Source organism: Leclercia sp. UBA5076 (assembly GCF_002416465.1).
Lineage (GTDB): Bacteria > Pseudomonadota > Gammaproteobacteria > Enterobacterales > Enterobacteriaceae > Enterobacter.
Genome location: NZ_DIAO01000019.1, coordinates 34,616 through 47,893, shown reverse-complemented (window position 1 = coordinate 47,893; position 13,278 = coordinate 34,616). Strand labels below are relative to the sequence as shown.

The 13,278-nt window shown below is 56.1% G+C and carries 13 protein-coding genes; 6 read left to right on the top strand and 7 right to left on the bottom strand.

Going from position 1 to position 13,278, the window contains the following annotated elements; genetic code table 11:
* The first annotated feature begins 161 nt into the window (after nt 1-161).
* Together degQ and degS are read left to right on the top strand one after the other, a co-directional pair.
* Complete coding sequence (gene degQ, locus B3X29_RS19670; RefSeq protein ID WP_103177217.1) at nt 162-1,529, top strand: serine endoprotease DegQ; 1,368 nt, start codon at nt 162-164, stop codon at nt 1,527-1,529.
* 88 nt (nt 1,530-1,617) lie between these two features.
* Nucleotides 1,618-2,685 carry an outer membrane-stress sensor serine endopeptidase DegS gene (degS, locus tag B3X29_RS19665; RefSeq protein ID WP_103180994.1) on the top strand — a complete coding sequence of 356 codons (1,068 nt, stop codon included), beginning with the start codon at nt 1,618-1,620 and terminating at the stop codon, nt 2,683-2,685.
* A gap of 68 nt (nt 2,686-2,753) precedes the next feature.
* Here the strand turns inward: degS and mdh are convergent, their stop codons facing one another.
* The gene (gene mdh, locus B3X29_RS19660) at nt 2,754-3,692 is read right to left on the bottom strand and encodes a malate dehydrogenase (RefSeq protein ID WP_103177218.1); all 939 of its coding nucleotides are present in this window, start codon (nt 3,690-3,692) and stop codon (nt 2,754-2,756) included.
* 404 nt (nt 3,693-4,096) lie between these two features.
* Between mdh and argR the strand changes: the two genes are divergently transcribed.
* From argR to yhcN (B3X29_RS19645), 3 genes are all read left to right on the top strand, one after another.
* Entirely contained in the window at nt 4,097-4,567 is a 471-nt protein-coding gene (argR, locus tag B3X29_RS19655; protein WP_103177219.1) for a transcriptional regulator ArgR, read from the top strand.
* A gap of 378 nt (nt 4,568-4,945) precedes the next feature.
* Nucleotides 4,946-5,209 (top strand): peroxide/acid stress response protein YhcN, encoded by a 264-nt coding sequence (yhcN, locus tag B3X29_RS19650; protein ID WP_103177220.1) that lies wholly within the window; start codon nt 4,946-4,948, stop codon nt 5,207-5,209.
* A 112-nt stretch (nt 5,210-5,321) separates the two neighbouring features.
* Complete coding sequence (yhcN, locus tag B3X29_RS19645) at nt 5,322-5,585, top strand: peroxide/acid stress response protein YhcN (protein WP_103177221.1); 264 nt, start codon at nt 5,322-5,324, stop codon at nt 5,583-5,585.
* A gap of 61 nt (nt 5,586-5,646) precedes the next feature.
* On the opposite strand, the gene B3X29_RS19640 is transcribed toward yhcN (B3X29_RS19645), so the two are convergent.
* The 5 genes from B3X29_RS19640 to aaeX form a co-directional block, all read right to left on the bottom strand.
* Nucleotides 5,647-5,916: a barstar family protein gene (locus B3X29_RS19640; protein ID WP_103177222.1), complete on the bottom strand. Its 270-nt coding sequence runs from the start codon at nt 5,914-5,916 to the stop codon at nt 5,647-5,649.
* 44 nt (nt 5,917-5,960) lie between these two features.
* Nucleotides 5,961-7,415, bottom strand: coding sequence for an NAD-dependent succinate-semialdehyde dehydrogenase (locus B3X29_RS19635; RefSeq protein WP_103177223.1), 1,455 nt, complete (start codon nt 7,413-7,415; stop codon nt 5,961-5,963).
* A gap of 87 nt (nt 7,416-7,502) precedes the next feature.
* A complete protein-coding gene (gene aaeB, locus B3X29_RS19630) occupies nt 7,503-9,470 on the bottom strand; it encodes a p-hydroxybenzoic acid efflux pump subunit AaeB (protein WP_263950221.1) in 1,968 nt (655 codons plus the stop codon).
* A gap of 5 nt (nt 9,471-9,475) precedes the next feature.
* The gene (gene aaeA, locus B3X29_RS19625) at nt 9,476-10,408 is read right to left on the bottom strand and encodes a p-hydroxybenzoic acid efflux pump subunit AaeA (RefSeq protein WP_103180995.1); all 933 of its coding nucleotides are present in this window, start codon (nt 10,406-10,408) and stop codon (nt 9,476-9,478) included.
* Between the two features lie 7 nt (nt 10,409-10,415).
* Complete coding sequence (gene aaeX / locus B3X29_RS19620; protein ID WP_032614553.1) at nt 10,416-10,619, bottom strand: p-hydroxybenzoic acid efflux pump operon protein AaeX; 204 nt, start codon at nt 10,617-10,619, stop codon at nt 10,416-10,418.
* A gap of 177 nt (nt 10,620-10,796) precedes the next feature.
* Between aaeX and aaeR the strand changes: the two genes are divergently transcribed.
* Nucleotides 10,797-11,720 (top strand): HTH-type transcriptional activator AaeR, encoded by a 924-nt coding sequence (aaeR, locus tag B3X29_RS19615; protein WP_103177225.1) that lies wholly within the window; start codon nt 10,797-10,799, stop codon nt 11,718-11,720.
* A gap of 34 nt (nt 11,721-11,754) precedes the next feature.
* Here aaeR and tldD read toward each other — a convergent pair whose 3' ends face one another.
* Entirely contained in the window at nt 11,755-13,200 is a 1,446-nt protein-coding gene (tldD, locus tag B3X29_RS19610) for a metalloprotease TldD (protein WP_156655286.1), read from the bottom strand.
* Between the last annotated feature and the right edge of the window lie 78 nt (nt 13,201-13,278).

Sequence of the window (13,278 nt, the reverse complement as noted above, 5' to 3'; positions counted from 1 at the left end):
GAAAATAAATTTTACGGGCGCAGCCTTTGCGCCCGTCCTTTCTTCCTGACCCCAGCTATTATTTAGTCAAACACCTCATTGTTCAGCGTTTTAAAATTCAATAACATCAGTCTGTTTCAGGGCCGTTATCCCTTCATTCCAGGTTGCGAGAGCCAGCAAAAATGAACAAAAAAAATCAGCTGTTGAGCGCGTTAGCATTGAGTATCGGTTTATCCCTGTCGGCCTCGTATCCGCTGGCTGCCGCACTCCCTTCGCAGGTTCCCGGCGAGGCCGCCCTGCCGAGCCTGGCGCCAATGCTGGAGAAAGTCCTGCCCGCCGTCGTAAGCGTGCAGGTCGAAGGCACCGCGGTGCAAAGCCAGCGTATTCCGGAAGAGTTGAAGAAGTATTTTGGCGATGAAGCTCCTGACCAGCAGGGACAGCCCTTTGAAGGTCTGGGCTCCGGGGTCATCATCGACGCCGCGAAGGGCTATGTCCTGACCAATAACCACGTCATCAGCCATGCCGATAAAATCAGCGTGCAGATGAATGATGGCCGGGAGTTTGATGCCAAACTGATTGGCGGTGACGATCAGAGCGATATCGCCCTGCTGCAGTTGCAAAACCCAACCGGCCTGACGCAAATCGCCATTGCTGACTCCGATAAACTACGCGTCGGCGATTTCGCGGTGGCGGTGGGTAACCCCTTCGGCCTCGGCCAGACCGCCACCTCCGGCATTATCTCCGCGCTGGGCCGCAGTGGGCTGAATCTTGAAGGGCTGGAAAACTTTATCCAGACCGACGCCTCCATTAACCGGGGTAACTCCGGCGGCGCGCTGCTGAACCTGAACGGCGAGCTGATTGGCATTAACACCGCCATTCTTGCCCCTGGCGGCGGCAGCGTCGGGATTGGCTTTGCCATTCCCAGCAACATGGCACGCACGCTGGCCCAGCAGCTGATTGAATTTGGCGAAGTGAAACGTGGCCTGCTGGGTATTAAAGGCACCGAGATGAGTGCGGATATCGCCAAAGCGTTCAACCTGAACGTGCAGCGCGGCGCCTTCGTCAGCGAAGTGTTGCCGAATTCCGGTTCCGCAAAAGCGGGCGTGAAATCCGGGGACGTGATTGTCAGCCTGAATGATAAACCGTTAAGCAGCTTTGCCGAACTGCGTTCGCGCATCGCCACTACGGAGCCGGGTGCGACGGTTAAGCTTGGCATTTTGCGTGACGGGAAGCCGCTGGATCTGCAGGTCACGCTCGATAAAAGCACCTCTTCTTCGGCCAGCGCAGAGATGATTGCTCCCGCGCTACAGGGGGCGACCTTAAGCGACGGACAGTTAAAAGACGGCACCAAAGGCATCACCCTCGAAAGCGTCGAGAAGAGCAGTCCTGCCGCGCAGGCTGGGCTTCATCAGGACGATGTGATTATCGGGGTGAACCGCGTTCGCGTGCAGTCTATCGCCGAAATGCGCAAGGTGCTGGAGAGCAAACCTACCGTTATCGCCCTGCAGATCGTGCGTGGTAACGATACGCTCTATATTCTGCTGCGCTAAGCCTGTACCTGTCCGGACATCACCCCGTGTGATGTCCGGATAAGTCATGTTATGCTGCTTGCGTTCTCCCTTTAACGACGCCCGTATCATGGTTTTTAAGCTCATTCGTTCGGTCGCCATCGGCCTGGTAGTAGGTGGCCTGTTACTGGCCGCGATGCCCTCTTTACGTCAGTTCAATCAGCTGGCTGCGCCGCAGTTCGACAGCGCAGATGAAACGCCTGCCAGTTATAACCAGGCAGTACGCCGCGCCGCCCCTGCGGTGGTTAACGTCTATAACCGTGGGCTAAACAGCACCAGCCATAATCAGCTGGAGATCCGCACCCTTGGCTCCGGGGTGATTATGGATGAACGCGGCTACATTATTACCAACAAACATGTGATCAACGATGCCGATCAGATCATCGTGGCGCTGCAGGATGGCCGCGTCTTTGAGGCACTGCTCGTGGGCTCCGACAGTCTGACGGATCTGGCAGTCCTCAAAATCAACGCCACGGGCGGCCTGCCCGTTATCCCCATCAACCGTAAGCGGACGCCCCATATCGGCGACGTGGTGCTGGCCATTGGCAACCCCTATAACCTCGGACAGACCATTACCCAGGGGATCATCAGCGCAACCGGGCGTATCGGCCTGAACCCATCCGGACGGCAGAATTTCCTGCAGACGGACGCGTCCATCAACCATGGCAACTCCGGCGGCGCGCTGGTGAACTCGCTGGGCGAACTGATGGGCATCAACACCCTCTCGTTTGATAAAAGCAACGACGGGGAAACGCCCGAAGGGATCGGCTTCGCCATCCCGTTCCAGCTCGCTAACAAGATTATGGATAAGCTGATTCGCGACGGACGCGTGATCCGCGGCTACATTGGTATTGGCGGGCGTGAGATTGCTCCGCTGCATTCTCAGGGTGGCGGAATCGATCAGATCCAGGGGATTGTAGTGAACGAAGTGACCCCTGGCGGCCCAGCGGCAGAAGCGGGTATCAGGGTTAACGACGTGATTGTCTCGGTGAACGGTAAACCGGCCGTGTCGGCGCTGGAAACCATGGATCAGGTGGCGGAGATCAGGCCAGGCTCTATCATCCCGGTGGAAGTGATGCGTGATGATAAGAAACTGACCCTGCAGGTGACCATTCAGGAATACCCGGCCACCAACTGAGTTGGCAGGCATAAAAAAACCGGAGTTCATACTCCGGTTTTTTATTGCCCTGACGGGAAGCGCGTCGCTTATTTATTAACGAACTCTTCGCCCAGAACGATATCGTTCTTCAGGGTTTCCAGCATGCCAGCCATCGCCTGCTGTTCAAACGCGCTCAGGGTGCCGATAGACTTACGCTCTTCGATACCGTTTTTACCCAGCAGCAGCGGCTGAGAGAAGAAGCGCGCGTGCTCGCCGTCACCTTCAACGTAAGCGCATTCCACCACGCCTTGCTCACCTTGCAGGGCGCGGACCAGAGAGAGGCCGAAACGTGCCGCAGCCTGGCCCATAGAGAGGGTTGCAGAGCCGCCACCCGCCTTCGCTTCCACCACTTCGGTGCCGGCGTTCTGGATACGTTTGGTCAGGTCAGCCACTTCCTGCTCGGTGAAGCTCACACCTGGGATCTGGGACAGCAGTGGCAGAATGGTCACACCAGAGTGGCCGCCGATAACCGGGACTTCGAGCTCGGTTGGCTGTTTGCCTTTCAGTTCCGCAACAAAGGTGTTGGAGCGGATGATGTCCAGCGTGGTTACGCCGAACAGTTTGTTCTTGTCATACACGCCCGCTTTTTTCAGCACTTCTGCCGCGATAGCCACAGTGGTGTTAACCGGGTTAGTGATGATACCGATGCAGGCTTTCGGGCAGGTAGTAGCAACCTGCTGAATCAGGTTCTTAACGATACCCGCGTTCACGTTGAACAGGTCGGAACGATCCATACCTGGCTTACGCGCCACGCCTGCGGAGATCAGCACCACGTCTGCGCCTTCGAGCGCCGGGCGAGCATCTTCACCGGAGAAGCCTTTGATTTTAACAGCCGTCGGGATGTGGCTGAGGTCTACCGCCACACCAGGTGTTACCGGGGCGATATCATAGAGAGAGAGTTCTGAGCCTGCAGGCAGCTGAGTTTTCAGTAGTAGGGCAAGCGCCTGGCCGATACCGCCAGCAGCGCCGAGGACTGCGACTTTCATCCTAAACTCCTTATTATGGTGAGCTAACTTTCTGTTACTCCGTCGCGGCGACCTTAATTCAGCAGATCAATAAATACAATCGTGATGTATCAGGAATTAGCGGTCACGCGCTTTTCGCTTCTGCCGGAAAGCTATCGGGCGTTATGCGATAACTAAGCAACGAATCAAGAGGTGGTTACAATACACCCTCGCCAGCCACCAAAACAACATCAATTTGATAACATTTAATTTACTTTTAAGCTTATTTGCGAGGCGTGACGCAGGCATGTTCCTTGATAACGAATTTTGATAAAATCACTCCCTTTCATAACATTATTTCAGCCTAACATTGGGCAGATAGTTTGCATAAAAATTCATCCATGTGCATAATAATGTTGTTTCTACCGCTATATTTCGGGTGATTTATGCGAATCTCTTCTAAACAAGAAGAATTGGTTAAAGCGTTTAAAGCGCTGCTTAAAGAAGAAAAATTTAGTTCCCAGGGGGAGATTGTCCAGGCTCTACAGGATGAGGGTTTTGAAAACATCAACCAGTCGAAAGTCTCCCGCATGTTAACCAAGTTCGGCGCGGTGCGTACCCGCAACGCCAAAATGGAGATGGTCTACTGTCTGCCAGCCGAACTGGGCGTCCCGACCACCTCGAGCCCGCTGAAGAATCTGGTACTGGATATCGACTATAACGAAGCTGTGGTGGTGATCCACACCAGCCCGGGTGCGGCACAACTGATTGCGCGCCTGCTCGACTCGCTGGGTAAAGCGGAAGGTATCCTCGGCACTATTGCCGGTGACGACACCATCTTCACGACCCCGGCCAATGGTTTCTCCGTGAAAGATCTCTACGAAGCCATTCTGGTACTGTTCGAACAGGAACTCTGATCCCCTTCCCTGCCGCCGCTCGCGGCGGGGAACCTTCTGCTCCCGCCCCGTTTCACCCTACAATCTGTTATCTGTAATTTAACAAATAGTGCGTTTTTCTGCCTCATTGCTTTTACACAGCGAATGATAAACCACAAGATCGCACAAATAATCAAAGTTACATATCTTATTAATTTTAATAGAAATAACTGCTCAAGCCCCGCTTATCTCCCTGCTTTTTATTTCTTTTCGTTATATAAAATCCCTTGTTTAATTCTTGACCACCCAAGAAACAATTAGCATGGTATTAATTTATGCCGTTATTAGTGTATACTTGTTTTTGTGATGAGGGTCACGAAACGACGACCCCAGTAAAAGAATATGACGAGGAAAAGAATCATGAAAATCAAAACTACCGTAGCCACACTAAGCATTCTCTCTGTCCTGTCTTTCGGCGCCTTTGCTGCTGATGCGATCAACGCCGAGCAGGCTCAGTCTCGTGAATCTATCGGTACCGTTTCTATCGGTGCGATCGGAACCTCTCCGATGGACATGAACCAGATGCTGAACAAAAAAGCGCAGGAACAGGGTGCCTCTTCCTATCGCGTTATCGAAGCGCGTACAGGTGACCACTGGCATGCAACTGCTGAGCTGTACAAATAAGTCGTACCGAGTATTACCCGTACTACCCGATATCTCTGTTCAACGGCACCAGGCATAAAAATAGCAGCACAACCCTTCTTGCCGTTGAGCCTGCACTCCAGGAGTAAAGACTATGAACACTAAATTAATTATCGCCGCTGGTTTCGCTTCCGTTCTCTCATTTGGTGCCAGCGCTGCTGTACATCAGGTAAACGCCGACCAGGCGCAAGGCCTGCAATCTATGGGGAGCATCTCCGTAAGTGAAGTGGCCGGCTCGCCGATGGATGTCCGTCAGGCTCTGGCCGCAAAAGCTGAAAAAGCGGGCGCCAGCAGCTATCGCGTTACTGAGCTGAATACCGGTGACCACTGGCATGCCACGGCCGAGCTGTACAAATAAACCCTCGTCGTATTGATATACGACTTGCCCCTGCTTCGCAGGGGCTTTTTTATATCCTGCACTAATGTACGTTAAAGCGAATCTGCCCCTCCAGCTCCTCTTCCGCCTCATCAAACAGCAGGATCAGCGCCCCAAAGCGTCTGCGCAGCTTTTCCGGTAAATGGATGAATTCGATTTCAAGCGGTAGCGGCAACTGGCTGCTGGTCACTATTTCCCACAGGGAGTCCAGATCCGTCACCCTCTCTTGCCCTATACCGAAGGTCCGTGAAAACTCACGGTAGAACGCCTCCTGACTGTCAATTTCATCAAAATCAAACGTATAGATATTCATGCCAGCCACCCCGTCCAGGTGAGCGGCTTCTGCCGCTCTGCCAATTATAATCCCCCGATATGCAGGGTTTTGACTTCCAGGAACTCCTCCAGCCCCAGCACTGACCCTTCGCGGCCCAGCCCCGACTCTTTCACCCCGCCAAAAGGCCCAAGCTCCGTGGATACCGCGCACTCGTTTATGCCGATCATCCCGCTCTCAAGGGCCTGTGAAACGCGGAACACCCGCTGCAAATTCTGAGTATAGAAATAGGCAGCCAGGCCAAACGGTGTATTGTTGGCGCGCTGGATCACCTCCTCTTCAGAGGTGAAACGGAAGCAGGCCGCCACGGGTCCGAAGGTCTCTTCGCTGGCAAGCGCCATCCCTTCATGGCAGTCTGCCAGCACCGTCGGTTGCCAGAAGTTGCCGCCGAGAGCATGGGCTTTGCCGCCCGCCAGCACCGTCGCCCCTTTGGCGACGGCATCCTCCACATGCTCACGCACTTTTTTCACTGCGGCAGGTTCAATCAACGGCCCGACGACGGTCCCCTCTTCCAGACCGTCACCCACTTTTAAGTCGTTTACGGCAGCGACGAGTTTGCTGACAAACGCCTCATACACCGACTCCTGAATATAGAAGCGGTTAACGCTGACGCAGACCTGCCCCGCGTTACGGAATTTATTGGCTATTGCCCCTTTCACCGCCGCATCGATATCGGCATCGTCAAAGACGATATAAGGCGCATTCCCGCCCAGCTCCATCGACACTTTTTTCATGGTCTCGGCGGCATTGCGCATCAGGGTTTTGCCCACCGCCGTCGAGCCGGTAAAGGAGATTTTGCGCACCTCAGGGCTATACATGATCGCGTCGCTTATCTCAGCGGTATTTCCCGCCACCGCGTTGAGTACGCCATCCGGGACCCCCGCTTTTTTAGCCAGAGTGAGCAGCGCAAAGGCGCTCAGCGGCGTGTTATTAGCCGGTTTAATCACGCCGGTACAGCCTGCCGCCAGCGCCGGGCCCAGCTTGCGGGTCAGCATCGCCATCGGGAAGTTCCACGGCGTGATAGCCGCCACCACGCCAATGGGTTCGCGGGTGGCAAGAATGCGGGAGCCGGGTTTAACAGGAGGGATGATTTCGCCGTTGGCGCGTTTGGCCTGCTCGGCAAACCACTGGATGAAACTGGCCGCGTACTCCACTTCCCCTTCCGCCTCTTTCAGCGGTTTGCCCTGCTCGGTGGTCATCAGCTGGCCAAGCCACTGCTTGTTTTCAATGATTAATTCATACCAGCGATAGAGGATGGCCGAACGCTCTTTAGCGGTTTTTGCACGCCAGGCCGGGAAAGCCCGGCTCGCGGCGGCGATGGCCTCTTCGGTCTCTTTCTTGCCTGCTTTTGCCACCTGGGCTACCACAGCCCCGGTCGACGGGTTAAGTACATCGAATGTGGTATCGAGCGTTTTCCATACGCCATCGACTAAATATCCGGTCTGAAATAGCGCACTATCCTGAAGAGACTGGGTAGTCATGTATCCTCCCATTTTGAGTTTATGTCCTCGCCAGGATAAGTATAGTCACAAAAAAACCGACGCTTATGGCGTCGGTTTTAGGAAGGATTAGCTGTCGGTCAGGGCATTCTGGTATCGATGCAGCATGCCCACCAGCCGCTGCACCGGTTCGGTCACCTGTCGCGGCGCCTCCCAGATACGCAGTTTTTCCTGATAGATTTCCAGCTCCGCCAGCAGCTGCGTGAAATAGCGTCGGCGCTTATCGTCGCTGGAGGCTGAAATCACATGATCGGCAGTACGGCGCAGCTGGCGGTGGAACGCAGAGAGATCGTCATTCACCGGAATCGGCGCGTTGCGCAGACGCTGGTGGGCGATGATCAGCGTCAGGGCCAGGCGGAATTTCGCCAGATCGCCCGGGAACTTGTTCAGCAGTAAAAAGAGCTGCTGATAGAGCGCAGGCAGATGGTTCTCTTTACGTCGGGCGGTATTGGTGGTCATCGCCGAGACGGCGGCAGAAACGAACTGGTTCAGCAGCACGCGTCCGGTTCGGGCCTGAGAGTTATCGCGCACCAGCAGGATCACCATCATCGCCAGGAAGCAGCCGACAATCTGTCCCAGCGCGCTGTCGAGAAACTGGCTGAAGTGGAACGTCATCGGGTTATCCAGGACCAGAATATTGATGGTACTGGCCAGGGCCCCCAGCGATCCCAGGCGTCGCTTCTGTACCTCGATACCAATAAAGAAGGCCATAACCGCGAGACTCAGACAGAGCAACAGCATGCTTTGCTGGGTTGACGGGAGGACCACCAGGAAATAGAAAGCGCCAATCGGCAACGCCGCCAGGGTGCCGTACAGAAAATCGAGCGCCACCATCCGGGGATTAGGCAGTCGCATCGCCAGCGAGGTGACCACCGCGATCATCACCATCGCGCCGCTTCCGGAGGTCCAGCCGGTCCAGAGCCAGAAAAGCGTCCCCAGCATACAGGCCAGCGTGGTACGCCAGAAGTTAACCATCGCATGGTGGCGCTCCGCCGACTCGGCTTTTACCACCACTTCCCCCTGCAACACCTCCTCTTCGGTGGCGCTGATTTTAGTGTTGCCGATAACGCCGCGTTTGAGCAGCAGGTAGCGCGTCGCCGCGCCGACCCAGGTATAGATGGTGACCGGGGTATCGCGTTCGCCGGTCCAGGCGATGACCCGGCGCATGCGTTTGAGCTGCTTATGCACGTCCTGAGCAGTGGCAACGGGGGTGGCAAACAGCTCGCGGAAGGTCCCGGTGATCGCCTCGGGGCGCGTGTTCTGGAGCAGATAGGTTTCACAGGCCTGGGTGATGAGGGTTAAGGAGACGGTATTAAGTGCCTTCAGGCGGCGGTTTGCCCGCGACCAGCGCGACGACTCCATATTGAGGTTGCTGCGCATCCCCTCCAGCGCGGTGGTACGACGCACCAGCGCGCTCCAGGCGTTATCGACCTCTTCACTGTCGCCGTGCTCGATGCACAGCTGCATGAGTTGATACTGGGCAACGATCAGCGCATCCAGCTCGCGATCCACCTCCTGTTTGATCGAGCGGGGAGAGAAGAGCAGATCCGCCACGATCGCGCAGACGATCCCCATCACGATCTCACTGCAGCGCTCTACGGCAAACTGTGGGGCCAGCAGGGGATTGGCCTGAATGGTGATGATAATAATCAGCGCCGTATAGCCGGAAAGGCCCCAGGCGTAGGAGTTCTCCACCCGCACCAGGGAGGAGATCCAGGTACAAAAACCGGCCCAGATACAGCACACCATCAGCATCAATAGCGGGGTGCGGATCATCAGGATCACGATGGTGAGCGCCGCCATACAGCCGATAAAGGTGCCGACGATACGCAGCATCCCGCGATAGCGGATGGCGCCGGAGTAAGGCTCACCGCCTGCGGCAAACGCCGGGCCGGCGGCGACAATCGCGGCCGTCAGCACCGCCCAGCGGGGCGTTTCCAGCTGAAAATGAAACCCGACAAACAGCGCCAGCACGATGGCGAAGGCCAGCTTAATCGCGAAGCGCAGGTGCTGGTTGGCGATGGAAAAGATACCCATGGCGATTAACCAAACTCGCGCAGACGGTGGGCAATTTTGCGGAACAGCGAGTCGTGGCGTGCATCCCGATCTTTCTCACCGGTGATCACCACCGTCGCCGTCGTTCCTGCTGGCCACAGGTCGCCCTGCTGTGCATCCAGACGAATACGCACCGGCACGCGCTGCGCCAGACGCACCCACTCCAGATTGGAATCTACCGTCGCCATCCCTTTGCCGTCGCGGGTGGCGCTGGCGTTAGTCACCCCTGCCGCTATGCTGTCGACAGTACCTTTCAGCACCTGGTTGCTGCCAAGGGGAGTGATCTCCGCCCGGTAACCCGGACGGACATTTTCCAGTTTGGTCTCTTCCATATAGGCGAGTACATAGAAGGAGTGCTGTTTCACCAGTGCCACGGCGGTGGAGCCGCGGGTAATAAATTCACCGGTATAGACGTTGAGGTTGGTTACCCAGCCATCGGACGGGGCGCGGATGACGGTGCGCTCGAGATCGAGCTTCGCCAGATCGCGTGTGGCCTCGGACTTCGCCAGCTGATGCAGTACGGTTTGCAGCACGTTGTTGGACTGGTCAATCTCCTCGCGGGACATCGCCTGCACCCCCAGCTTATTACGGCGCCCAGCCTCACGACGTTTTTCCGCCGCCAACGCCTCGTAGTAAGAGACATCCGCTTCGGCTTGTTCCAGCGCTTTCCGGTAACGAGGCTGGTCGATGGTAAACAGCACCTGATCCTTTTTGACCAGCTGGTTGTCATGCACATTGACGGCGGTGATCAGCCCCGCCACATCGGGGGCGATGGCGACGATGTCAGCGCTAAAACGCGCATCACGCGTCCACGGTGACTCAGTGTAATAGACCCACGCGCGAAAAATAGCGATGAACGCGAGGATGACCAGTGCCACGGTAATGGCGGTACGGGAGATTTTTCTTGTTAGTGTTTTCACATCAACCTCAAACAAACAGGCGCGATACCAGATAGAACAGGCAGCAATAGAGCGCGGAATTAAACAATGCAGGGTGCCAGACGAAATCATAGATCCCGGTTGGAGCCAGCACCTTTCGCACCAGCCAAAAAATCGCCAGTGATAAAAGCAGTTCGAAGAATATCGGTGGGAACGACAAACCGAACACCACGATAACGGGAAACAGACTCATGTTGACCTTGATTAGAGCGAGCAGGCGAAAGAATTATTCAGCGTACACCACCGCAGAAGTGGCCAGAAAAGCCGGGCGAGAGTGGCGTAGCTATAATGTATTAATAATATATTAGCGTAACTGTTATGCTGTTATCTATCATATGTGATCTAAATCACTTTTAAGCCAGAGTGAATAATGGAACGTCTAAAACGGATGTCAGTTTTTGCCAAAGTCGTTGAGCTGGGCTCCTTTACCGCCGCGGCCAGGCAACTACAGATGAGCGTCTCTTCTATCAGCCAGACCGTTGCCAAACTGGAAGATGACCTCCAGGTGAAGCTTCTCAACCGCAGCACGCGCAGCCTCGGCCTGACGGAGGCCGGGAAAATCTATTATCAGGGCTGCCGGCGAATGTTGTATGAAGCCCAGTCGGTACATGAGCAACTCTACGCCTTCAATAACACCCCCATCGGCACGCTGCGCATCGGCTGCTCTTCAACTATGGCACAAAATGTCCTGGCTGAAATGACCGCTGAGATGTTGCAGGAGTATCCGGGGCTGACGGTTAATCTGGTCACCGGTATTCCCGCTCCGGATCTGATCGCCGATGGCCTGGATGTGGTGATCCGCGTCGGGGCTTTGCAGGATTCGAGCCTCTTTTCGCGTCGTCTGGGGAGCATGCCGATGGTGGTGTGCGCGGCGAAAAAATACCTCGCCAGAGCGGGTATCCCGGAAAAACCGGCGGACCTCAGCAATCACGCCTGGCTGGAGTACAGCGTGCGGCCGGATAATGAATTTGAGCTGACTGCGCCAGAGGGTCTGTCAACAAAGCTGCTGCCGCAGGGGCGTTTTGTCACTAACGATCCGATGACCATCTCCCGCTGGCTGGTGGCTGGAGCCGGGATCGCCTATGTGCCGCTGATGTGGGTGATCAACGAGATCAACAGCGGCGAGCTGGAGATCCTCTTCCCGCGCTATCAGTCGGATCCACGCCCGGTTTACGCGGTCTATACCGAAAAGGATAAGCTGCCGCTGAAGGTGCAGGTGTGCATTAACTATCTGACGGACTATTTTGTGCAGGTGGCGACGCTGTTTCAGGAGATGCGGGGAAGGAAGGAGTAACCCTCTCCCGCGGGAGAGGGTCAGGATGAAAAGATTACGCAGTACCACCGACGGTCAGGTTATCCACTTTCAGGGTTGGCTGACCGACGCCTACCGGCAGGCTCTGCCCCTCTTTACCGCAGACACCGACGCCGTTATCCAGCTTCAGATCGTTACCCACCATTGAGATCTGCTGCATCGCTTCGATGCCGGAGCCAATCAGGGTGGCGCCTTTCACCGCTTTGGTCACTTTGCCCTTCTCAATCAGATAGGCTTCTGAGGTTGAGAAGACAAATTTACCGGAGGTGATATCCACCTGGCCACCGCCGAAGTTCGGCGCGTAGATCCCGTAATCAACGGATTCGATAATTTCCTGCGGCGTGGATTTACCCGCCAGCATATAGGTGTTGGTCATACGCGGCATCGGCAGGTGCGCGTAGGATTCGCGACGGCCATTGCCGGTTGGCGCAACGCCCATCAGGCGCGCATTCAGCTTGTCCTGCATATAGCCTTTCAGGATGCCGTTTTCGATCAGCACGTTGTACTGGCCCGGCGTGCCTTCATCGTCGATGGAGATCGAGCCACGACGATCGGTCATGGTGCCATCATCCACTACGGTACAGAGTTCCGAGGCTACCAGCTCCCCTACCTGACCGCTGAACACAGAGGTGCCGCGGCGGTTGAAGTCGCCTTCCAGACCGTGGCCTACCGCTTCGTGCAGCAGTACACCAGGCCAGCCTGCACCCAGCACTACCGGCAGCGTACCCGCAGGCGCCGCCACGGCAGAGAGGTTAACCAGCGCCATGCGCACCGCCTCTTTCGCCCAGGCGTCGGCACGCACTTCGCCATCCACCGGATTGAGGAACCATTCATAACCGAAACGACCGCCGCCGCCGCTGGAGCCGCGCTCGCGTTTGCCATCCTCTTCCACCAGCACGCTGACGGAGAGACGCACCAGCGGACGCACGTCGGCGGCCAGGGTGCCGTCGGTTGCCGCCACCAGAATCAGCTCATATACGCCGCTCAGGCTGGCCGAGACTTCCTGTACGCGCTTGTCTTCCGCGCGGGCGACTTTGTCCACCCGGCGCAGGATATCCAGCTTCTCTTCACGACTCATGCTTTGCAGCGGATCGACGCTGGTATAGAGCGCAGAGTGCTGCACTTCACCCAGGGTTTTCACCCGGCCATCGCCACTTTCGCGCACGATGGTGCGGGCCGCCTGCGCGCTCTGTTCCAGCGCGGTCAGGCTAACCTGGTCCGCATAGGCAAAACCGGTTTTCTCACCGCTAACGGCACGTACGCCGACGCCCTGGTCGATGTTATACGAGCCATCTTTGATGATGCTGTCTTCTAAAACCCAGGATTCGTGATAGCTCGACTGAAAGTAGAGATCGCCGTAGTCGAGACGGCGTTCGGTCAGTTGACCAAGAATGGAAAAGAGGTCCTGATGGCTCAGGCCGTTCGCTGCCAGCAGATGTTCACTTACCAGGTTCAGACTCATCGTTTTGCTACTCGTTCGTTGCCGTCCACAGGACGTATCTAAGATCTTATCTATTGAGAGTGAGGCAATTAATTGCCC

What these genes read in the sequence shown, in the direction of transcription:
- degQ (WP_103177217.1), top strand. Translation starts at nt 162, where the DNA reads ATGAACAAAAAAAATCAGCTGTTGAGCGCGTTAGCATTGAGTATCGGT.
- degS (WP_103180994.1), top strand. Translation starts at nt 1,618, where the DNA reads ATGGTTTTTAAGCTCATTCGTTCGGTCGCCATCGGCCTGGTAGTAGGT.
- mdh (WP_103177218.1), bottom strand. Translation starts at nt 3,692, where the DNA reads ATGAAAGTCGCAGTCCTCGGCGCTGCTGGCGGTATCGGCCAGGCGCTT.
- argR (WP_103177219.1), top strand. Translation starts at nt 4,097, where the DNA reads ATGCGAATCTCTTCTAAACAAGAAGAATTGGTTAAAGCGTTTAAAGCG.
- yhcN (WP_103177220.1), top strand. Translation starts at nt 4,946, where the DNA reads ATGAAAATCAAAACTACCGTAGCCACACTAAGCATTCTCTCTGTCCTG.
- yhcN (WP_103177221.1), top strand. Translation starts at nt 5,322, where the DNA reads ATGAACACTAAATTAATTATCGCCGCTGGTTTCGCTTCCGTTCTCTCA.
- B3X29_RS19640 (WP_103177222.1), bottom strand. Translation starts at nt 5,916, where the DNA reads ATGAATATCTATACGTTTGATTTTGATGAAATTGACAGTCAGGAGGCG.
- B3X29_RS19635 (WP_103177223.1), bottom strand. Translation starts at nt 7,415, where the DNA reads ATGACTACCCAGTCTCTTCAGGATAGTGCGCTATTTCAGACCGGATAT.
- aaeB (WP_263950221.1), bottom strand. Translation starts at nt 9,470, where the DNA reads ATGGGTATCTTTTCCATCGCCAACCAGCACCTGCGCTTCGCGATTAAG.
- aaeX (WP_032614553.1), bottom strand. Translation starts at nt 10,619, where the DNA reads ATGAGTCTGTTTCCCGTTATCGTGGTGTTCGGTTTGTCGTTCCCACCG.
- aaeR (WP_103177225.1), top strand. Translation starts at nt 10,797, where the DNA reads ATGGAACGTCTAAAACGGATGTCAGTTTTTGCCAAAGTCGTTGAGCTG.
- tldD (WP_156655286.1), bottom strand. Translation starts at nt 13,200, where the DNA reads ATGAGTCTGAACCTGGTAAGTGAACATCTGCTGGCAGCGAACGGCCTG.